The 20,694-nt window shown below is 70.0% G+C and carries 19 protein-coding genes and 1 pseudogene; 9 read left to right on the top strand and 11 right to left on the bottom strand.

Annotated elements, in window-relative coordinates; genetic code table 11:
- Window positions 1-74: 74 nt before the first annotated feature.
- The 4 genes from IO20_RS0115650 to IO20_RS0115635 form a co-directional block, all read right to left on the bottom strand.
- A complete protein-coding gene (locus IO20_RS0115650; protein WP_030545662.1) occupies window positions 75-1,538 on the bottom strand; it encodes an aldehyde dehydrogenase family protein in 1,464 nt (487 codons plus the stop codon).
- A gap of 27 nt (window positions 1,539-1,565) precedes the next feature.
- On the bottom strand, window positions 1,566-2,663 hold the full coding sequence (locus IO20_RS0115645; RefSeq protein ID WP_030545661.1) for a Zn-dependent alcohol dehydrogenase: 1,098 nt from the start codon (window positions 2,661-2,663) through the stop codon (window positions 1,566-1,568).
- 54 nt (window positions 2,664-2,717) lie between these two features.
- Window positions 2,718-5,090 (bottom strand): AMP-binding protein, encoded by a 2,373-nt coding sequence (locus tag IO20_RS0115640; RefSeq protein WP_030545660.1) that lies wholly within the window; start codon window positions 5,088-5,090, stop codon window positions 2,718-2,720.
- 93 nt (window positions 5,091-5,183) lie between these two features.
- Window positions 5,184-5,882, bottom strand: coding sequence for a hypothetical protein (locus tag IO20_RS0115635; protein ID WP_030545659.1), 699 nt, complete (start codon window positions 5,880-5,882; stop codon window positions 5,184-5,186).
- A gap of 391 nt (window positions 5,883-6,273) precedes the next feature.
- Between IO20_RS0115635 and IO20_RS0115630 the strand changes: the two genes are divergently transcribed.
- Window positions 6,274-6,828 (top strand): TetR/AcrR family transcriptional regulator, encoded by a 555-nt coding sequence (locus IO20_RS0115630; protein ID WP_063761369.1) that lies wholly within the window; start codon window positions 6,274-6,276, stop codon window positions 6,826-6,828.
- 70 nt (window positions 6,829-6,898) lie between these two features.
- On the opposite strand, the gene IO20_RS0115625 is transcribed toward IO20_RS0115630, so the two are convergent.
- From IO20_RS0115625 to IO20_RS0115615, 3 genes are read right to left on the bottom strand one after another with little or no spacing between them, the layout of a single operon-like run.
- Entirely contained in the window at window positions 6,899-7,672 is a 774-nt protein-coding gene (locus IO20_RS0115625; protein WP_030545657.1) for a gamma-glutamyl-gamma-aminobutyrate hydrolase family protein, read from the bottom strand.
- Window positions 7,669-9,039: a glutamine synthetase family protein gene (locus IO20_RS0115620; RefSeq protein WP_030545656.1), complete on the bottom strand. Its 1,371-nt coding sequence runs from the start codon at window positions 9,037-9,039 to the stop codon at window positions 7,669-7,671. Before IO20_RS0115620 ends, IO20_RS0115625 begins: the two co-directional genes overlap by 4 nt.
- Complete coding sequence (locus IO20_RS0115615; RefSeq protein WP_030545655.1) at window positions 9,032-9,694, bottom strand: hypothetical protein; 663 nt, start codon at window positions 9,692-9,694, stop codon at window positions 9,032-9,034. The genes IO20_RS0115620 and IO20_RS0115615 overlap by 8 nt, the downstream gene beginning before the upstream one ends.
- A gap of 158 nt (window positions 9,695-9,852) precedes the next feature.
- Between IO20_RS0115615 and IO20_RS0115610 the strand changes: the two genes are divergently transcribed.
- From IO20_RS0115610 to IO20_RS38595, 4 genes and pseudogenes are all read left to right on the top strand, one after another.
- Window positions 9,853-10,824, top strand: a complete 972-nt coding sequence (locus tag IO20_RS0115610) for an alpha/beta hydrolase (protein ID WP_030545654.1) — start codon at window positions 9,853-9,855, stop codon at window positions 10,822-10,824.
- Between the two features lie 199 nt (window positions 10,825-11,023).
- Window positions 11,024-12,685: a flavin-containing monooxygenase gene (locus IO20_RS0115605; RefSeq protein WP_030545653.1), complete on the top strand. Its 1,662-nt coding sequence runs from the start codon at window positions 11,024-11,026 to the stop codon at window positions 12,683-12,685.
- A complete protein-coding gene (locus tag IO20_RS0115600) occupies window positions 12,682-13,062 on the top strand; it encodes a hotdog fold domain-containing protein (RefSeq protein WP_030545651.1) in 381 nt (126 codons plus the stop codon). The genes IO20_RS0115605 and IO20_RS0115600 overlap by 4 nt, the downstream gene beginning before the upstream one ends.
- A 355-nt stretch (window positions 13,063-13,417) precedes the next feature.
- Window positions 13,418-13,588: pseudogene (locus tag IO20_RS38595) on the top strand (pirin family protein); the annotation flags it as partial.
- A gap of 77 nt (window positions 13,589-13,665) precedes the next feature.
- Here the strand turns inward: IO20_RS38595 and IO20_RS0115590 are convergent.
- Complete coding sequence (locus tag IO20_RS0115590) at window positions 13,666-15,360, bottom strand: alkaline phosphatase D family protein (protein ID WP_030545649.1); 1,695 nt, start codon at window positions 15,358-15,360, stop codon at window positions 13,666-13,668.
- Window positions 15,361-15,651: 291 nt separating this feature from the next.
- Here IO20_RS0115590 and IO20_RS0115585 point away from each other — a divergent pair, with 291 nt between their 5' ends.
- Window positions 15,652-16,293 carry an esterase/lipase family protein gene (locus IO20_RS0115585; protein ID WP_051874233.1) on the top strand — a complete coding sequence of 214 codons (642 nt, stop codon included), beginning with the start codon at window positions 15,652-15,654 and terminating at the stop codon, window positions 16,291-16,293.
- 121 nt (window positions 16,294-16,414) lie between these two features.
- Here IO20_RS0115585 and IO20_RS0115580 read toward each other — a convergent pair whose 3' ends face one another.
- Window positions 16,415-16,867, bottom strand: coding sequence for an SRPBCC family protein (locus IO20_RS0115580; protein ID WP_030545644.1), 453 nt, complete (start codon window positions 16,865-16,867; stop codon window positions 16,415-16,417).
- Between the two features lie 273 nt (window positions 16,868-17,140).
- Between IO20_RS0115580 and IO20_RS0115575 the strand changes: the two genes are divergently transcribed.
- Entirely contained in the window at window positions 17,141-17,503 is a 363-nt protein-coding gene (locus tag IO20_RS0115575) for a PRC-barrel domain-containing protein (RefSeq protein ID WP_030545642.1), read from the top strand.
- Between the two features lie 34 nt (window positions 17,504-17,537).
- Here the strand turns inward: IO20_RS0115575 and IO20_RS0115570 are convergent, their stop codons facing one another.
- Window positions 17,538-17,999, bottom strand: coding sequence for an ATP-binding protein (locus IO20_RS0115570; protein WP_051874215.1), 462 nt, complete (start codon window positions 17,997-17,999; stop codon window positions 17,538-17,540).
- 200 nt (window positions 18,000-18,199) lie between these two features.
- On the opposite strand from IO20_RS0115570, the gene IO20_RS0115565 reads away from it, so the two are divergent.
- A complete protein-coding gene (locus tag IO20_RS0115565; protein ID WP_030545638.1) occupies window positions 18,200-19,120 on the top strand; it encodes a squalene/phytoene synthase family protein in 921 nt (306 codons plus the stop codon).
- A gap of 260 nt (window positions 19,121-19,380) precedes the next feature.
- Here IO20_RS0115565 and IO20_RS0115560 read toward each other — a convergent pair whose 3' ends face one another.
- A complete protein-coding gene (locus IO20_RS0115560) occupies window positions 19,381-19,761 on the bottom strand; it encodes a hypothetical protein (RefSeq protein WP_051716223.1) in 381 nt (126 codons plus the stop codon).
- Between the two features lie 85 nt (window positions 19,762-19,846).
- Between IO20_RS0115560 and IO20_RS39725 the strand changes: the two genes are divergently transcribed.
- Window positions 19,847-20,664 (top strand): IS5 family transposase gene (locus tag IO20_RS39725; protein WP_106978500.1). Its coding sequence is split into 2 segments (ribosomal slippage): window positions 19,847-20,189 and window positions 20,189-20,664, totalling 819 coding nucleotides; the frame shifts between segments, so codons are not numbered across the junction.
- Window positions 20,665-20,694: the final 30 nt, after the last annotated feature.

The raw sequence follows: 20,694 nt of genomic DNA, 5'->3' as shown, positions 1-20,694 counted from the left end.
GGAGACGTCAGCCTTCAGCCGCTGCGTCCTTCACCCGTGTTCGGTCCATGGCAGCGGCTCGTTTCACGGGCGTTTCACAGCGGAAGGTCCGGTGCGTCCACACCGACGACCCGGTCTCCGCAGAACACACGCACCGACTCGGCCGGGCCGTGACCGCCGATGCCGGACGGCCCCCAGAAGCTCTGCGCGGAATCGTCGCCGAGATCGGCGATCTTCGCGCCGTTGATCCGCACCTCGCCGGCCAGGACCCGCGAGCCGACGTCGATGGCGCGTTCGGTGTCGCCGCCGAAGACGTAGGCGTCGAGTCCCGAGGGGTGGGCGTTCGCGACGCGCAGCGCCTCCTCGTCGGAGTCGACGGCGTGCACGGAGACGAGGGGGCCGAACAACTCCGCGGTGGCCTTCGCCGGGTCGGCCCCGGCGGCGACGGCCGGTGAGAGGAAGAAGCCGTCGAGCTCGGGCAGCCGGGCCGGCTGGTGGACGGTGGCCCCCAGGGCACGCAGTCCCTCGATCCGGCTCTGCAGGGTCGCGAAGTGCGGCGCGTTCGAGATCGGGCCGAGCTCGGCGCCCTCGTCGAGCGAATGACCGACCACGACCTTGGAGATGCGCTCGGCCAGCGCTTCGACCAGCGGCCCCACCAGGCGCCTGGGCGCGAGGACCTTGCCCGGTCCCTCGCACCACTGGCCGTTCAGCTTGGTCATGCCCTCGAAGATCCCGTCGGCGGCGACCTCGACGTCGGCGTCGTCGAGGACGAGCACGGGGTTGTTGCCGCCGAGCTCCAGCTGGAGGACCTTGAAGTCCTCCGCGCCGGCCCGGGCGATCGCGCGCCCGGCCGCCGGACCGCCGGTGAACGACACGACCTTGACGCGCGGGTCACCGGTCAGCGCGGCGCCCACGTCGCCCCGGCCGTGCACAAGCTGCAGGGCACCGGCGGGCAGCCCGGCCTCGACGAAGCACTCGACGACGATCTGCGCGCTGCCCGGAGCGTGCTCCGACGGCTTGAGGATCACCGGGCAGCCGGCCGCGACCGCGCTGACGACCTTCGCCGCCGGGATGAAGCTCGGTCCGTTCCACGGAGTGAGGATCGCGGCCGGTCCCCACGGAACCTTGTACAGGCGGACGTCACGGCCACCCGCCGCCAGGGCCCTCACCCGGGGAATGCTCCGCAGCTCCGCCGCCGTCGCCCGGATCCTGGCGGGCAGGAACGCCGCCACCTTCCGGGTGACGCCGATCGGCACGCCGCTGGTCAGGGAGTCGGTGCGCGCGATGTCCTCGACCCGGGCCTCGACGAGCGCGGCCACGCGTTCGAGGGTGTCCGCGCGCTCCTGGCGGGCCTCGTCGTCCCAGCGGCCGATGCTGTACACCCGCTCGGCGTGCTTCAGAGCCCGTTCGATGTCGCCGGGTCCCGTCGTGACCGTGCGGTGCACCGGTTCCCGGGTGTTCGGGTCGACGTTCCACTCGCCCGGGACCGTCTCGCAGTCGCTCCAGGCGTCCGCGATGTAGTTCACCGGCTGGGGGATCGTCGTCTCGCCACTCGTCATGTGATTCACCTCTGCATCCGTGGTCGGTCAGGCCTGGAGGTCGAGGACGATCCGCGTCACGTCACCGCTCCGCATCGCCTTGAAGCCCTCGTTGATCTTGCCGAACGGGATCACCTGCGTGACCATCTCGTCGAGCAGCAGCCGCCCCTGCTGGTACAGGCGCGCGAGCTGGGAGATGTCCTGGCGCACCTGACCCGAGCCCATGTACGAGCCGATGAGGCGCTTCTCGCCGAAGAAGAAGTCCGACGCGGGCAGCGTGAGCTCGGTGCCCTCCGGGGCGATGCCCACCAGGCACGCGGTGCCGGTCGGCCGCAGCACCGCGAGTGCCGTGGCCGCGGTGCGCGCCGAGCCGACGGCCTCGAAGGAGTAGTCGACACCGTCGCCCAGCAGGCTCCGCACCTCGGCGGCAACATCCTGGACGCCGCCGTTGACGACATGGGTCGCCCCATAGCCGCGCGCGGCCTCCAGTCGTGCCTCGTCCAGGTCGATCGCGACGACCGCCGATGCCCCCGCCAGCCTGGCTCCCTGGATGACGGCCGACCCGACACCACCGCAGCCGATCACCGCGACCGTGCTTCCCGGACGCACCCGGGCACCGCGGAAGACGGCGCCGACGCCGGTGATGACACAGCACGCCAGGAGGCACCCGACGTGAAGCGGCACGGCCTCGTCCAGCCGCACCAGCGCGTTCTCCCGCATGAGCGTGTGGCGCGAGAAGGCGCCGACGTCGCCGAGCCGCTCGACCGGTCCGCCGTCCGTCAGCCGGAACGCGGGGCGCGGGCGACGCCGGACCTCCGCCACACGCTGACACTGGGTCGACCGGCCGGCCTCGCAGTTGGCGCACAGGCCGCACGACGGCGTCAACGCCCCGACCACGCGGTCGCCGACGCGCAGTGCGGTCACGGCCGAGCCGATCGCCTCCACCACCCCCGCCACCTCGTGCCCCACCACCACGGGCAGGCCGGTCGGCACCGTGCCGGTCATGTAGTGCAGGTCGCTGTGGCACAGGCCCACATGCGTGACCGCGACGCGCACCTCGTCGGGCTCGGGGTCGTCCACCTGGATCGTGGTCAGCTCAAGCGGTTCGTTCACCGCAGTGAGTACCGCGGCCTCTGTCTCGATCACGTCGTCTCCTCTGTCGTTCTTCAGGGAAGGGCCGTTCCGGTCCCTGTGGCGCAGCTATTCCCGAGCGTTCTTGGCGGTCCAGAAGCCCTCGATGCCGGCGCTGAGCACCCCGCTCTCCCAGGTCTTCCGGGCGGCGTCGTCCTCCCGGGCGAAGGCCTGCTCGATCTCGTCGAGACGCGGCCGCAGGAGCGCGAGGTGGAGCGCCGTCGTGTTGTTCTCCGGTGTCCACTCGACGACCAGGTCGACGGCGCGGTCGAGCAGTTCGTCGGGCGCGACGATCTCGTCCAGGAGGCCGATCCGCAGGGCCTCCTGGGCTCCGATCCGCGGCGAGCCGAGGACCGTGCGCATCGCGTGGTTCCGGACGATCCGGGGCAGCAACAGGCTCGACGCGTTCGAGATCGTGATGCCGCGGCCGTTCTCCGGCTGGTAGTACTCCGTCGCCGGGGTTCCGATCCGCGCGTCGCAGCAGAGGGTGATCTCCGAGGCGCCGCCCACCGCCAGGCCGTTCACCGCCGCGATGACGGGTACCCGCGTCTGGACGATGGCCCGGGTGATGTCGTGGAAGCTCTCGAAGGCCGTACGGAGCTCCGCGTACGAGGTGGGCACGGATCTGAGGTCCTCGCCCGCGGAGAAGGCCCGGCCCTCGCCGGTCAGGACGATCCCGCGCACGTTCTCGTCGGTGCCCGCCTCCCGGACGGCGCTCGCCAGCCGCAGCCGCGTGGCGACGTCCAGGGCGTTCAGCTTCTCCGGACGGCGCAGGGTCAGGACCGCCACGCCTCGGACGACGTCGATGCCGAGGAAGTCCGTGGGCGCGGTGGGCACGCCGCCGGTCCCGCGCCGGCCGCCCAGGTCGAAGGTGATGCCGGGCTCCGCCGCAGCGCGGGCCTTGAGCGCGGGTTTGGACACGCGCGCGGACGGCGTCCGCGGGAAGTCGGCGACGAACTCGACGTAGCGCGGCACCTTGAAGCGGGCGAGCTGACGGCCGGCCCGGTCGACGATCCGCGCGGCGGTCGTACGGTCCGCCGGCACCCCGGCGGACAACTGGACGAATGCCTTGACCTCTTCCCCGAGGATCTCGTCGGGTTCGGCGACGACGGCGGCGGCCGTGACCTCCCCGTCACGTTCGAGGGCGGCCTCGACCTCGGCGCTCGCGATGTTCTCGCCGCCCCGGCGCACCATGTCCTTGATCCGGCCGACCAGCCGGATGCCGCCGTCCGGCGGGCGGACGACGACGTCGCCGGTGTGCAGCCAGCCGTCCCGCAGCACCCGGGCGGTGTCCTCCGGCCGGTTCCAGTAGCCGCGCATCATCGGCTCGCCCGAGACGATCAGCTCTCCGGGCTCGCCGTCGGGGAGATCGCCCCCCTGCGGATCGACCACACGGACCCGCTTCGTCGGCACCGGAATCCCGAGGTTCCCGCTCCCGACGCAGCTCGTGTCCCCGACGGGACCGAACAGGTCGACGCCGGACTCGGTCATGCCGTAGATCTCCCGCCAGGGCGCGCCCCAGCGTTCCTCCAGCTGGGCGTGGATCCCGGTCGGGATGCCCGAACAGAGCACCAGACGCAGCTGGTTGTCCAGGTCCTCGGGGCTCGGCGGTTGCTTGAAGAGCAGCGTCGGCATGGATCCGAGGACGTAGAAGAACGTCGCTCGATGGCGACGGACATCGGCGAAGAAGCCCGATGCGGAAAAACGGGGCAGGACGACCAGCGGGGCCCCGACCGTCAGGGCGAGCGCGGTGTTCCACTGCGGATCCATGTAGGAGAACGGCTGCGCGGTGAGCAGGACGTCGTCGGACCCGAGGCCGGTCCCCGCGGCGCAGGTCCAGCCCAGCCGCACCCAGTAGTCGTGGGTGAGCATGCACGCCTTGGGGAAACCGGTGGTGCCGGACGTGTACTGCAGGTTCGCCAGGGTCTCGGCGGTGGGGCGCAGCGCCGGAGCGGTCGCCGGGAAGGCCGCGGACCCGTCGTCGGCGACGTCGACGACGCGGAGGTCCGTCAAGTCGGCCTCGACGTCGACGACCTCCTTCAGGAGGCCCACCCGCTCGTGGTCGGTGAACACGACCCGGGCTCCCGAGTCCCGCAGGAGAAAGGTGAGATCCGCCCGCTTGTACGAGGAGTTGACCGGTACCGCCACGGCGCCGGCCTTCAGCGCGGAGAGCCACACGACCGGCCACTGCACGACGTTCGGGAGCATGATCGCGACACGATCACCCGGCTGGACGCCGTCGACCTCGATCAGCCGATGCGCCAGCCTGGAGGTCCAGGCGTCGATCTCCGCGAAGGTCCACGACGCGTCTTCGAAACGGAGGAACTCACGGTCAGGTGATTGCCGCGTCCGCTCCGCCAGCAATTCGGTCAGCGTCGCGGTGGGCGGGGCCTCTCCCATCCGCTCGGGCCTGACGGCCGGCTGAGGACGGCGAGAAGTCACGTCTTCCTCCCGCTGAGGTGTTTCTTTCACGACCACGGTTGCTTTCTCTGCATGGGACGTTGTCCGTCGTTTCGCCGCCTTGAACGCGGATGGTCAGGCGTCGGCTCGGCTCGGCTCGCGCAGGTCCGGTTCGGCACCGACCGACTCGTTGTGGCGGTGCAGGGCGCGGTAGGCGAAGTAGTACGTGAACATCTGGAAGCCCCAGGTGCTCAGCGCGCCGATGTAGAAGAGGGTGTGCGCCTCGTCGTCGCCCGGAATGTGGACGAAGTCGTACGTCCACGCGATGACGCAGCCGGCGGCGGTCGCCAGCCCCGCGCCGACGGCCCACCCCTTCGCGCCGATAGCCCAGAGGCGCTTCGAGAAATAGATCAGGAACAGGGTGGTCAGGACGTTGACGGCGATCAGGAAGATCGCGACCCCCGTGCCGAGCCGCTCGCCGAAGAGCAGCAGAGCGAGGCCGACCGCGGTGGCGAACGCGAACACCCCGACGTCCGTCCCCACGGACGGCTTGTACCGGTGCGTCACGCGCATCAGGCCCAGGACGAGAATCAGCGTGATGCCGACCGACCGTGAGAACTGATCGAAGAAGAAGGCCAGGGTGTACATCGGGCTTTCCTCGGTCGCCCCCACGGCCGCGTAGACGAAGAAGTTCGACCCGGAGGTGGCGACGATGATCCATTCGAGGCCGAGAAGATAGTTCCCGTAGTTCCGGATGAACTTCCACCCGAAGGTGAATCCGACGGCGATCATCCAGACGTCGGCGAGCAGGAAAAGCAGTTCTCTGAGTGCCATTTTCCTCGGTTCCTTGAGGTCTCTTCGGTATCCGGATCTCCGCCGAAGGCTGCGAGTCGGGGTGTCGCCCCACGGGGCCCGAGCCGGGCGATTCGAACGAGTCAGAACGTGGCGAGCGGTCCGCCGCCGCTGGCCGGGCGCAGATGGCTGCCGGCGAGCCCTCGTCGTGGGGGTGATGGCCGCACGGGGTCTTCGCGAGGGGTGGGAGCCATGCTTCTTCATTACGGTCGTACGATCAAGTCATATGACCAACTATTTTGCGGAGGGGTCGGCGCGCGGGTCGATATGGACATACCGCCTGGTAACCTGGACGCTGACTTGATCAATCGGCCAACTTCACCAGGGGGTAGATGTGGCACGCGTACCGGCGGCCGAGCGGCGGGATGAGCTGGTGAACGCCGCCATCCGGGTGATCGCGAGCCGCGGCGTCGACGGTGCCACGACCCGCCGGATCGCCGAACAGGCGAACGCTCCGCTTGCGACCCTGCACTACTGCTTCCAGACCAAGGAGCTGCTGTTCACGGCCGTCTTCGAGAGGCTGACGGAGCGGTACCGCGAGGTTCTGATCGAGAGCGACGTGCACGGCGACCTGGTCGTGACCGCGCGTGCGATGCTCCGGGGCGTCCTTGACTGGTATCTCGAGTCCGACCCGGAATTCGCGTCCGCGAGCTTCGAGCTGATCAGCTGGGCGCAGCGCCAGGAAGAGCATCCGGCGGTGGCCGTCTACAACGAGGCGTTCAACGTGGTGCGATCGATCCTCGCGAGAGCGGCCGCCGGACAGAACGTCCCGCCCGAGACGATCGACGAGATCGGCTATGTCATCGGTACCCTTTCCGATGGGTTCGTCGTGAACTGGTTGACGTACGGCGACCGTTCCCGGGCCGCGCAGCAGGCGCAGACCGTCGTCGACGTGTTCGACGCGTGGCTGGCCGTGAAGCTCGCCTGAGCGCTGACCGCGCCGTGCCCCAGCCCGGACCCGAGTGCGTCATCCGTCGGCGCGCACTCGGGCCGGCCCCTCACAGGCGTTTGAGAGCTTCCTCGACGATCCACGTCATCGTCGGATCGTCGCTCTCCATCCATTCGGGGTGCCACTGGACTCCCAGCACCGGCGCGTCCGCAAGCTCCACCGCCTCGACCACTCCGTCGGCCGTCCGGCCCGTGACGAGGAGCCCCGTGCCGCAGCGGTCGACGGCCTGGTGGTGCCACGAGTTGGTGACGGCCCGCGCTCCGAACAGCCCCGCCACGATCGAGCCGGCCTCGAAGGTCACGAGGTGATCGTCCGTGCCGTCGGTGAGAGCGGCCTCCTGCGACAGGTGCCGCACCTCACCGGGAGGAAGGTCGGCGACGAGCGTGCCGCCGAGCGCGACGTTGAGGACCTGCATGCCCCGGCACACGGCGAGCACCGGAATCCCGCGGTCGAGCGCGGCGCGTACGAGCGCCAGCTCGTACGCGTCCCGCTCGGCGTCGTGGACCATCGGGTCCGTGCGGGGGTCGACGTCGCGCACCACGGAGGTGTCTCCTCCCCAGCACGCCGGGTGCAGGTCCTGCCCTCCGGTGATGACCACGCCGGCCAGCCAGTGGCAGACCGCCTCCGCGTCCGTCTCGTACGAGAGGTGCACGGGGAGGCCGCCGGCCCGCGCGATCCGGATCGCGTAGTCGGCCATGTAGCTGTCGGCGCAGCGATCGCCGTATCGCCGGTCCGCTCCCTTGATGAGGTCCAGCAGGATCCGCCGGCCGGTGATGCCGATCAGCGGCCGTACCGCGGCCGATCCCTCGCCCGCGGCGCTCACGGCAGCTCGAAGTAGCGGGCGGACTCCCACGCGGAGAGGTCGGCGGACGGATCGCCGCCCGCGGTGTGGAACTGCATCCACTCCCACCGGCGCGAACCGATCCAGTAGTCGACGAACTCGGAGCCGAGGAGGTCGCGCAGGATCGGGTCCGCTTCGAGGGCGGCGGCGGCCTTCGTGATGGTGTTCGGCAGCCGGGTGATCTCCCCGGGCGGCATGCACCAGGCCATCTCCGCGACCGGCTCCGGCGGTTCGATCTCTCGCTCCAGACCCGCGATCACACCGGCCAGCACACCGGCGAGCGCGAGGTACAGGTTGGCGTCGGCGCCGGGGACCCGGTACTCCAGACGGGAGTACGACGGGTGTCCGCACACCGCCCGGATCGCGGTGGTCTTGTTGCTGATGCCCCAGCTGACGGTGACCGGCGGGCCGCTGAGGTCCACCAGGCGTCGGTACGAGGTGATCTGCGGGAGCACGATCGAGGTGTTGCCCTCGATCGTCGCGAGCAGACCGCCGACGGCATGGCGCATCGTCTCCGACGGCCCCTCCTCCGCGTAGAACGCGTTGACGCCGTTGCGCTGGAGGGACAGGTTGATGTGCGAGGCCTGCCCGTAGCCCGCGGTGGGCTTGGCCATGAAGGTGACCGTGCGGCCGAGGTCGAACGCGACCTCGCGCATGATCTGGCGAGTCCGTGCCCAGGCGTCACAGACCGCGAGCGGGTCGCCGGGCGCCAGGTTGATCTCGATCTGGCCGGCGGCGTCCTCGTCGCTCCAGGCCTCCCACTCGATGCCCACCGCGGAGAGCCGATCGGCGACGGCGTTCATGTAACCGGTCCAGTCCTTGGACTTCGCCAGGTGATAGGCCGTGCCCGCGCTCCCGCCGAGCGGTGTCAGGTCGCGGTATCCGCGGGCACGCGCCTCGTGGATGGACTCCTCGAAGACGGTCGCCTCGATCTCGACGGCGACCGTCGCGGTGAAGCCGAGCGAGGCGAGTCGCGAGGTCATCTTCTTCGTCAGGTTGCGCGGACAGATCGGAACCGGCCTGCCGTCCTTCAGCCAGTAGTCGCCGATCACGGCCTGGCGCCCGGGCTCCCACTCGACCAGCGTCGACATGTCGGGACGGAAGTAGACGTCGTTCAGGTGTCCGCGCCAGTCGGGGAAGGCGAACCCGAGGACCGGCGCGTTGCCGAGGTCGAGCCCGAAGAGGAGATCGGCGAAGGCGAAACCCGAGTCCATGCCGGAGGCGAACTTCTTCGGGGTCAGCGTCTTGCCGAGGAACGATCCCTCGTGGTTCGTCGCCTCCAGCCGAACGGCTCGAACGGCCTCCTCGCCGCGGTCGACGCCGTTGGCGGGCATGGTGAGTTCAGACATCGAAACGAACCTTCCAGGAAGCGCCGACCATGACCGACAGCTGGGACATGGTGCCTTGGATGCCGAGCGCACCCGTGGAGAGCACGGCGAGCAGGTCGTCGGCTCCGGAGAACACTCCGGCGAGCGCCTCGGGGGCTCCGGCGATCAGGTAGTGCGTCGCGCCCTCGCCGAGTACGAGCTGTTCCAGGCCGTCGGGGCCCTCGGTGACCGCGATGAGCACGTCCGGAATGCCCGGCACGGAGCGCGCGGCACTCCAGAAGTGCGCGGCCGCCGTCTGCCAGTCCGGCACCGGGGGCGACAGCGCGAGCAGCGCGTCCGCGGCGAGCTCGGCGTCACCCGACGGGGCGGCGACGGGGGCGAACCGGGCGTTCAGATCGACGGTGATCGTGGCATCGGGTTCGACGAGGACTCCGCTGGAGACCGAGACGCCGTCGCCGAAGGTGATCGTCGCAGCCTGAGGCGTGTCATGGGACCGGATCGCCACGGTGCCGGCCGGCCTCCGCAGCACCAGGTGGGCGTGCCCCGCACGAGCGGAATCGCGCAGGGTGCGGCCGATCAGCCGGACGAGGGGAGTCGCGTCGTCCTCGATCCTTACGTCGACCTCGGTTGCCGCTGGTGCGCCGGGCGCCGCGGGAGCCGTCGTGGTTTCGGTCATCCGTCGGTCCTTTCGACTTCGGGAGATCACGTGCGCCGTGCATCGGCTGCTTCGGATCTCGGATGGACCGTGATCGTCATGGTCAATTGACTAGATCAGGTGACTAGGATGGTGGGGTACAGGTCGCGACCTGTCAATGACTTCGGAGAGGCCACACAGTGAATGAAGCGAAGCCCCCGTACTGGGAGCGGCTGGACCCCGATGCGCGGTCGGTGGCGCGATTCATCGCCGAGACCCTCAGGAAACCCGTACGTGAACTGGGCGCCGAAGTGGCGCGGAAAACCCTGGCGACACCCCCGCCCGAACGGCCGCTCACCCCTCTCGACCAGGTCGAATCCCTGATCGTTGCCACCCGTTCCGGCGGGATCGGTGCACGTCTGTACCACCCGGACGGTCCGCCGCCGGGCGCCGGCCCACGGCCGACGCTGGTCTATCTGCATGGTGGCGGCTTCGTCCTGGGAACCCTCGACGGGGTGGACGAGGTCTGCCGCGCGATCGCCGCCCGATCGGGCTGGGCGGTGTTCTCACTGGAGTACCGACTCGCACCGGAGAATCCCTATCCCGCGGCGCTGGACGACTGCTTCGACGCGTTCGCCTGGCTGCGGCGGTCGGCCCCGGGCCTCGGCCTCGATCCGGACACGATTGCCGTGGGGGGTGATTCGGCGGGCGGCGGTCTCGCCGCCGCGCTGTGCCTCAAGCTCCGCGATCTCGGACTCGCCCGGCCCGTGTCGCAGGTGCTGGTCTACCCCGCCGTCGACGACACGTTCGCCAGCCCGTCCTGGATGGAGTTCGCCGAAGCACCCTTGCTGACCAGTAAGGATGCCCGCTGGTGTTGGGAGCAGTACATCGGCCCGGATTGCACCGGGGAGGTCGACCACTACGCGGCCCCGATGCGCGCCGCGTCGTTGCGGGACCTCCCCCCGGCGCTCGTCCTCACTGCCGAGGTCGATCCGCTGCGCGATGACGCCGAGGCGTACGCCGAAAGGCTGCGGCGCGACGGCGTCGAGGTGACCCTGACCCGCTATGCGGGCGTGTTCCACGGCTTCTTCACCGAAGTGGGCGTGTTCACCAAGACGGACGAGGCAGTTGCGCAGGTGGCGCGCCACCTGCGAGGCGTCGCCGACGCCTGACGCGTGCAGCGGGCAGGAACTCGATCGCCATTCGACTATTGACGGCGAGCGTGCTCATGTCTAGATTCGCATGGTCATACGACTAAGTCGGATGACCGACACATGCATGTCGACGCATCGAGGGGTTGTGGACCCCCGCCCGGGGCGAAGCCCTGACGGCCGGATGCCAGCCGCATTTCGACTAACCGAAGGCACACGCATGACCGAGACTCCCTCCACCGCCCCCGTCGTCGACCTCCTCTGCGTCGGCGCGGGGTTCTCCGGCCTGTACGCGGCGTACAAGGCCGCCGAGAAGGGCTGGACCTTCGCCGGATTCGAAGCCGCGCCCGATGTCGGCGGCACCTGGTACTGGAACACGTACCCCGGCGCACGCTGCGACGTCGAGAGCGTCTACTACTCCTACTCGTTCAGCCAGGAGCTCCTGCAAGAGTGGACGTGGAGCGAGCGCTTCGCTCCCCAGGCCGAGATCCTGAGCTACATCCAGCACGTCGCGGACCGCTTCGACCTGCGCCGGCACTTCACCTTCGGCACCCGGGTGACGTCCGCGACCTGGCTCCCGGATGAACGACTCTGGGAGGTGACCCTCGACTCCGGCGAGACCCGGCGGGGCCGCCACCTGCTCGCCGCCTCGGGCGGCCTTTCGGCGCCCAAGGACTTCGACGTGCCGGGCCTGGAGAACTTCACCGGGACCACGGTCTCGACGAGCCGGTGGAACATTCCGCTGAGCGATCTGGCGGGCAAGCGCGTCGCCGTGATCGGCACCGGGTCGTCCGCCGTCCAGTGCATTCCGCTCATCGCCGAGGTGGCCGAGCACCTCACCGTGTTCCAGCGCACCCCCAACTACGTTTTCCCCGCCCGGAACACCCCGCTGTCGGCGGAGTACGTCGACGAGATCAAGAGCCACTACGCGGCGATCCGCGAGGAGTGCCGCCACTCGCTCGGCGGCATCCCCGACCGCATCCCGGACGCCGCCGCGTTCGACGTCTCCGACGAGGAACGGCGCGAGCGCTACGAACGGGCCTACCAGCGCAGCGGGTTCAACGGCGTCGGCGGCGAGTTCTCCGACCTCCTGACCGACGCGAGGGCCAACGAGACCGCGGCCGAGTTCGTACGCGAGAAGATCCGCCGGATCGTTCACGACCCGAAGACCGCCGCGGTCCTCGAACCCCGCTTCCACCCCCTCGGCGCCAAGCGCAGCTGCTTCGGCACCGACTACTACGAGACCTTCAACCGCCCCAACGTCTCGGTGGTCTCCCTTCGTGACGAACCCATCGAAACCATGACGAGCGACAGCATCGTCACGCGCGCCGGCTCCCACGAGGTCGACGCCATCGTCCTGGCGATCGGATTCGACGCCTTCACCGGCCCGCTGTACGCGCTCGGCGTCTCCACCCCGGAGACCGGCGGACTGCAGGACGCGTGGAGCGACGGAGTCCGGACCTACCTGGGCATCATGACCGCCGGATTCCCCAACTTCTTCATGATCGCGGGACCGCAGAGCCCCGCGCTCGCGAGCAACGTCGTCGTCACGATCGAGCAGGCCGTGGACTGGATCACCGATCTGATCGGCCACGCGAAGGCCGGCGGCGCCGAGGTCATCGAGCCGACGGCCGAAGCCCAGACCGACTGGGTGAAGATCACCGAGGAGACGGTCGCCCAGACCCTCTACGCCACCACCGACTCCTGGTACCGGGGCTCGAACGTGACCGGCAAGCCGACGACCTTCCTCGGCTACGTGGGCGGGGTCGGCAAGTACCGCCGCATGTGTACCGAACTCGCCAAGCGCGGCTACCCGGGCATCGCGCTGGACGGCGAGACCGTAGCCCGCCGCCTCGGCCGTATCCACGAGGAGATCGCGTGAAGGTCGTGCACCAGCGCTACGTCGCGTACTCCGAGGCGCACTACGCGGGGAACCTGGTCGACGGGGCCTTCGGCCTGAAGCTGTTCGGAGACGCCGGAACGCACCTGGCGATCACCCTCGACGGCCACGAGAGCCTGTTCGCCGGATACGCGTCGGTCGAGTTCCTCGCACCGGTTCGCGGCGGCGACGTCGTCGAGGCGGAAGCACGCCTGGCGGCGAAGGGGAGGCGGAGCCGGACCGTCGACTTCGAGCTGCGGATCATCTGCCGAGCCGTTGACGACAGTGGCCGAGCCGAGGTGCTCCCCGAACCCATCGTGGCCACCCGGGCGCGCGGCACGGCGGTCGTTCCGGCCGCCGAGGCGACGACGGCACCGTGACCGCCCGGGTGGGAGACGCCGGTCGGCGCTGAGCAGCCCGAGCCGCGTGCCCCTACGAGCGACCGGCCCGCTGTCGGCGGCGGGCCGGTCTCGGATCTCGCGGTTGCGTACGATGGCCGACGCGGCACCAGAATGTGCGGTGCGCTGGCGCAACAGTCCTGGGGCGGCGCTCACCAGTTGCACGGGCTGCCGGAACCGGCCGGGCCTCGTGGCTCGCGCACCTGCCCCCAGCAACTGAGTTCTCCACATCATTGTCAAATGAAGGCGATCAGCATGGGCCGACTCCTGCCGCTCATGCTGACTTTTGCTGACCTTCGAGGTCATCATCCCGTCTGACCTGCGATTATGAGTTTTGATCGTCATGTGGTGGAACTTCGTGGGCCGCACGGACGAGGAGATCCGCGAGGCGAGAGAGGCCTGGATGACAGGCGACCGCTTCGGCGAGGTGAAGGGGTACGACGGGGGCCGACTGGACGCGCCGGAGGTCCCCGTCGCCCACCTCAAGGCCCGGGGAAGGGTACGCTGAGCTGGGGCTTTGTCTGTAGCGGCGGTGCGGACGGCGGGGGCGGGGTGCGCTCGTCCGGGGAGGTCACCTTCCGTCCGTCACCTTCCGTCCGTCAGGGTCCGGTCGTAGACGCCGATGAGCCGTGCTCCCGCGCGGTCCGTCCCGCCGCGCTCCCGCTTCGCACCCGCCGAGGCCCTCTCCAGCCGCAGCCGCGCCGTACGTCCGTGCAGTGTGAGCGTCATCAGCTGGTTGCCGAACCACGGTCCGCCGGTGCGCTCCCACCGGACCGCCGGTCTCGTGACCCGTCCGTGGCGGGCGAGGAGATGCCCGATCCCCTTGGCGAACCGGCTCCAGCCGAAACGGAATCCGACTTGCATGATCATGGGCACCGAGTTGTGCAGCGGCGAGCAGGTGAGCTGGAAGATGCGGGAGCGCGGCTGCTGCCCGGTGGTCCAGTCGGGCTCCGCCACATATCCGTGGTGCACGTCCCCGGAGAGCACGCACACCGTCGCCGGGTGGGCGGCGGCCCTCCCCACTTCGGCGACCGTCTCCGTCAGCCTCGCGAACGACGAGGGGAACGCCGCCCAGTGCTCCATGTCCGCCCGTCGGCGCAGCCACTCACCGAAACGCGCCCACCGCGGCCCGCGTTCGCCCCGGCAGAGCGCCGCGTGCCAGCCCTCCGCGAAGTGGACCATCGGGGGCAGCAGCCACGGGAGCGAGGTCCCGATCAACAGGTGGTCGATGCCGCCGGAGTCGTCGACCACCTGCGCCCGCAGCCAGGCCGCCTCCTGGGCGTCCAGCATCGCCCGGTGGTGCTCCTCCAGCACCCGGGCGGCCCGGGTGTCGACCATCAGCAGCCGGGTGCGGCCGAAGTCCCTGCGGTAGCTCCAGCGCACCGTCACAGGGTCGGCCTCGGCGCGTTCGGCGAACGCGCGCAGCACCTCCGTGCCGTCGTCGGCCGCCTGCACCGCCGCGTACAGCTCGTCCTCGGCGAGTTCGGCGGGGGAGAGGTTCCCAAGGTGCTGGTAGACCCAGTACGACATCAGGCCGCCGGTGATCCGCTCGTGCCACCAGGGCGTTGCCCGCATGTCGGCCGCCCAGGCGGCGCTGGTGTTCCAGTCGTCGACGACGTCGTGGTCGTCGAAGATCATGCAGCTGGGCACGGTCGAGAGCAGCCAGCGCAGCTCGGGGTCGCCCCAGGACTCGTCGTAGAGGTGGGTGTACTCCTCGTAGTCGGCGACCTGGTCCGGCGGGGCGGCCGAGCCGGTGCCCGCCGACCGCCGGTGCCGGGCGATCCAGGCGCGGGTGTCGTCGGACGTCTCGTCCGCGTACACCTGGTCGCCGAGGAGGAGAAGCACGTCCGGACGATCGGCGTCCGGGTCGGCGGCGAGCCGGGCGGAGAGGGTGTCGAGGACGTCGGGGCCCACCGGATCGGGCTCGCCCACGGGAGGCGCCGCCCACCGGCACGAGCCGAAGGCGACCACCGCGCCCGTCGCCGGGACCGACGGCGTGTGGATGGTGCTGGGCGGCTGGGGCGAGTCCGCGAGCGGCCACACACGCTCGCCGTCGAGCAGCACCTCGTACGCCGTGGCGGACCCTGGGGCGAGTCCGGTCACGACCACCAGTGCGTAGTGGTGGCCGGCGACGCGGAACGTCGGAGCCGAACCCCCTGCGCCGCCCGTGCACCGGACCTCCGCGGTACACGCCCGGTCGGCCTCGACCCACACCGTCGCGCTCGTGCCCGACGTCCAGTCCACGTGCCGCAGGAGCGGTCCCAGCCTCAGACGGGCCATCGCGAGTCCCCTTCTGGCGCTTCGTACGGCACAGGCGGCCGCTGCTTACAGTATTGAACGACGGCGGGAACCGCGCCGGTGCGCCGCCCGGCCGACCCGCGCCCGCGTGAGCCACGGCGGGGCCGGGCGCATGTGTCCGGCATCGGCTGCTGTCACGTTTCTGCGGTGAAACGCTGCCTCCGGGCGGGTGAGCGTCGCGTGCGGGCCCCGCCGTTCCGCTGGTCGGCGCGCTACAAACCGAGCGTGATCAAGAACCTGTCGCGGAGCTTGTCCACGCTCCTCCTCGCGCTCATGCCCCTTCTTCCCACCGCCGGCCCGGCGTTCGCAGCCGACGTCCGGCCCAGGGCTGTCCAGCCTGACCCCGTCGTCTTCGTCCACGGCTGGAACTCCGACGGCTCCACCTGGCGGACCATGGCCGACCGCTTCCGGGCGGACGGCTGGCCGGCCGGCCACCTCGACCAGTGGACCTACGACGCCACCCGGTCCAACGCCACCACCGCCGAACAGCTCGCCGAGGAGATCGAGCGCGTGCTGGACGCCACCGGCGCCGCGAAGGTGGACGTCGTCACCCACTCGATGGGCGCGTTGTCCTCCCGCTACTACCTCAAGAACCTCGGCGGCACGTCCAAGGTCGACGCGTGGGTCTCCCTGGCGGGCCCCAACCACGGCACCGACGTCGCCCGTCTGTGCGGAGGTGCTCCGTGCGTCGAGATGCGGCCGGGATCCGACTTCCTGAACGTGCTCAACGCCGGTGACGAGACTCCCGGCCCCCTCCGTTACGCCACCTGGCGCTCGCCGTGCGACATGGTCATCAGCCCCAAAGACAGCGTGGCTCTCTCCGGCGCGGCCAACAGCACGACCGCCTGCCTGGGCCACAGCGAGCTGCACACGGACCAGGCGGTCTACGAAGAGGTCAAGAAGCACATCCGCTAGCCAGGCGCATTCGTGCGACGGCCCTGCCTCCTCGCCCGGGGGCAGGGCCGTCGTCCCGTCTACCGCGATGCCTCACGGGCCACCGAGGCCGGCTCCGCGGCACGGCGCCGTCCTCCGGACCTCACACCGAGCCGCGCCAGGCGCCCGTCTCCTGGCCGCCGCGCTCTTCGATGAACGACTTGAACCGCTTGAGGTCGCCCGTGACCTTCCGCTTGACGAACCCGAGCGTGTCACCGACCTGCTCCGTCAGCCCTTCGGGGGCGAAGTCCATCTGGAGCATGACCTTCGTCCGGGTCTCGTCGAGACGGTGGAACGTGACGACGCCGGCCTGCCGCGCCTCACCCTCGACGGTCGTCCAGGCGACGCGCTCGTCCGGGATCTGTTCGGTGACGACGGCGTCGAACTCGCGGCGCACTCCGCCGATCTCCGTGACCCAGTGGGTGAGTGTGTCCGTACGCTGTTCGATCCTCTCCACGCCGTCCATGAAACGCGGGAACGTCTCGAACTGGGTCCACTGGTCGTACGCGGCGCGGACCGGGACCTCGACCTCGACGGACTCCTCGACCTTCGACATGGGAAAACCCTTCTCGTTCGGGTGCGGGTTACGGGGATCCGCGTAACCCGCACCCGAGAACTCACACCTCCTCGAGGGAAACAGGACGAACAACCGCAGCGCACGGCTGACGCCGGCATACGGGCAGCGGGACGGGGCACCCGAAGGCCAGAGATCGACACGAAGGAAGAAGCGGTCGATCCGCAGAGCCCGAGGCGGGACGAGGAGACGGCCGGGGCGACACGCCCCGGCCCGATCGGACCGCCGTCGATTCCGAACAGGAGTTGTTCGCACGTGACTGAGAACGCCTGGAACTACCGGCCGTCCTTCAACTTCGCCGTCGGCACGGACCTCACCGGCTACAAGGTGGAGGCGCTCGACGGGAGCATCGGCAAGGTCGACAAGCACTCCGAAGAGGTCGACGACGCCTACGTCGTCGTCGACACCGGTGTGTGGATCTTCGGCAAGGAGGTCCTCCTGCCCGCGAACACGATCTCGCGCATCGACGCGGAGGCCCGGAGGATCCATCTGGACCTCACCAAGGAACAGATCCAGAACGCCCCCGAGTTCCACCGCGAGAAGCATCTCGACGAGATCGCGTACCGCGATCAGGTGGCTTCGTACTACGGACACACGGGTGGCGCCGGCCCGCTGTAGACCACCGGCGTCACGGACACCTTGCGCCGCCCGGCTACCGTTCGCCCCCCTCGTGATGCTTCCCGCCGCGGGAATCCTCGTCACGGTCCTGGGATCCGGTCGAACGGGCCGGGCGGAAGCAGGCCGTCACCGTCTTGCCGTGCCGTTGGCACCGCATGCTCCACGTGTCGGCGAGGGCCTGCACGATGCTCACGCCCCGGCCGGAGACCGCGTCGTCGTCGGCGTCACGGGGCCGGGGCAGCGTCGGATCCTCGTCGTGGACGTTGATGTGGAGGCAGTCGCCGTCCCAGGTGAGCACGAGCTGTGCGTCGCTGTGCGCGTGGACGTGGGCGTTGGTGAGCAGCTCGGAGACGGTCAGGACGATGGCGTCCACCGTCTCGGGCTCCTGCGCGGCCCACGGCAGGGACGCCAGATGCTCCTGCGTCCACCGTCGCCCGGCCCGTACACCCCCTGACATGGGGAACGAGTGCGCCCAACCCATCGCCTTGACTGTCATGTTCTTCTCTCCCCGAGAGCGGTCGTGAACGCGGTCCGCGTCGCTGGTCCGTACGGAGTCGGGTACCCGGCGTTCGCGTCGGCAGGCGTCCCGAAATCGCCGGGTCTGTTTCGGGCCGGCCAGACAGGATGGCGGGGGCTCGTCCGGATCTCCTGCCCCAGCGCCCGTAAGCTCGCAGCCGACGACGACAGGAGACCGGCATGTGGAAGCGGACCCTCGACCGGGCCGGGGTCGGAGAGCCGCGGCTGCGGCAGGACTACACAAGGCAGCGGCGGGCCGTGCGGAGGTACAGGACCGCCGAATACGCGGCCGCGCGGCTGCTGCTCCCCGCCGCACTGCTGCCGCACGTCGTGGCCGCCGTCGCGTTCATGCACGACACCGACGACCGGATCGACCGGGGAACGCCGGACGAACGGGTGACGGCGCTCGCGGAGTGGGACGGGCTCGTGCGGAAGGCCTTCGCCGAGGGCCGCTCCGGACTTCCCGTGCTGCGTTGCCTGGTGCGCACCGCCGAGTGCCACCCGGACGTGCGCGTCCATGTGGACGAGTTCCTGCGGGGATGCGCGCGCGAGGTCGCGTGGCGGACCATCACGGACGACGAGGAACTGGAGCAGTACGTACGGGAGTACTCCCTGCCCGCACTGATGCTCACGGCCTGTCTCCTCGCGCCCACGGACGCGCCGGCGCGGGCGGTGTTCACGAACGGCTGCCACCTGCTCATCCGCGCCATGCAGCGCATCGACTTCCTGGAAGACCTGTCCGAGGACGTGCGCGCGGGCCGGCCTGGCGTTCCCGCCGACGCGGTGGCACGCCACGGCGCGGACCTCACCCGGCCCGGCGCGGCGCTGGGCCGGCTCGTCGGGGAACAGGCGGACCGGGCCGCCACCGACCTGGCGGCGGCCGCCCCCCTCGCGGGCGTGGTGGACCCTTCGTACCGGCCCTTCCTGCGGGCCCTCGTCGGCGTCCAGCGCCTCCGCCTCGACGCGGTACGCCGCGCGGGCGCGTCCCTGGCGACACGGAGCTCGGGCCCCTCGGCGTCGGCGGCGGCCGTACTGATCCTGCGGGAGACGGCGACCCGGACCCGGCGGGCCTCATGGGCCGGACCCTCGGGCCGTGCCTGACGCCTCGACCCCGAAACGGACGCGGTACCGGTGCTCGCCGGCTGACGCGAGCTCTGCGTGCCGCGGACCGGGGGCGGGTGAGCAGAGCCGTTTTCCGGCGTCCGCGTCGTCAGGAGTGGGCGCGTGAATCCTGCCGGAGACGCTTTCCTGGGAATGTCGGACTGCTATGCGGCTGACATGAACGCACATTCCCTAAGACCGTGTCTCACGTGGTGATCTCGCCCCCTGCGGGGGATAGGGGCTGAGGGCGGGCGGAGCCGTCAGGACGGCCAGCTGAGCCGGCCGTGCATGACGGTCGGGAGAGACGTGGGCATCTCGTCGGTGACCCAGGCGAACTCCAGGGCCGCGAGCGTGGCTCCCCGGTCCGTCCAGACGAGGATCTCGCCGACGTAGGCGCCGGACGGGTCATGGACGTGCGCGTCCACGGGAACGAGCTCGGTCGACAGCGCCGCATGCTCGCACGGTTCCCGGACCTGCAGATCGACGCTCACGGAGTCGGGTCCCCAGGCAGCGGTCACCTCGGTGCGGTCCAGCTGATTCCGCAGTTGCGACGCGCCATCGAACTCCGCCGACAGGATGTGTTCAAGCACTGCGCGCTCGTCGGCGTTCAGCGAGCGCGGGTCGATGGAGAGAGGAGCCATGCGCCCATTCTGAGGTGGCGAGGGCAACCAGCCCAACGCTCCACCGGCCGTCGCCGGGTGGCTGGCAGCGGCATCATGATCGTCCATGGGTGGGGATCTGTCGCAGCGGCTCGTGCCGGATGACCTATGGGCATTGGTCGAGCCGGTGCTGCCGTCCTTCCGCTCGCGCCCGCAGGGCGGTGGCACCGCGCCGGTCGACCAGCGTGCCGTGTTCACTGCCGTCGTGTACGTGTTGACCAGCGGGTGCGCCTGGCGGTATCTGCCACCGACGTTCGGAGTGTCGCCGGCGACGGCTCACCGGAGGTTCTCCGTCTGGACCGCATCCGGAGTATGGCGGAGCCTGCACCGCGTGATTCTGGACGAGATCGGAGCCCGCAGCGGACTCGACTGGAGTTCTGTGATCGTCGACGCGGCCTCGGTGCGCGCGAAAAGGGGGGTTCGCTGGCGGGGCCAAATCCAGTCGACCGAGGCAAAGCGGGCAGCAAACTGCACGTTCTGACCGACGCGCAGGGGCTGCCCATGGTCGTCGGGGTGTCCGCTGCGAACGTCAACGACGTCCAAGCGCTTGGCCCGCTCGTCCTTGGGATCCCGGCCGTCCGCTCGCGCCGCGGTCCTCGCCGGCGACGCCCCGAAAAGGTTCGGGCCGACAAGGCTTACCACTCGGCCGGCAACCTGGCGTGGCTGCGTGAACGCAACATCACTCCGCGGATCGCTCGGCCGGGCGTGGAGTCCTCCGAACGTCTTGGGAGACACCGATGGAAGATCGAAAGATCGATCTCGTGGCTCTTCGGATACCGCCGCCTGACCGTCCGCTATGAACGAAAGGGCAGTCACTTCCTCGCCTTCCTCGGCCTTGCTGCAGCCATGACCTGCTACAAGAAGCTCGCCAAGATCACCACGTGAGACACGGTCTAAGGTTCGCCTGAAACATGA

The organism is Streptomyces exfoliatus, assembly GCF_000725545.1.
GTDB classification, from domain to species: Bacteria; Actinomycetota; Actinomycetes; order Streptomycetales; family Streptomycetaceae; genus Streptomyces; species Streptomyces exfoliatus.
Note: the sequence above shows the minus strand (reverse complement) of the source record. Positions and strands in the feature narration are given on the sequence as shown.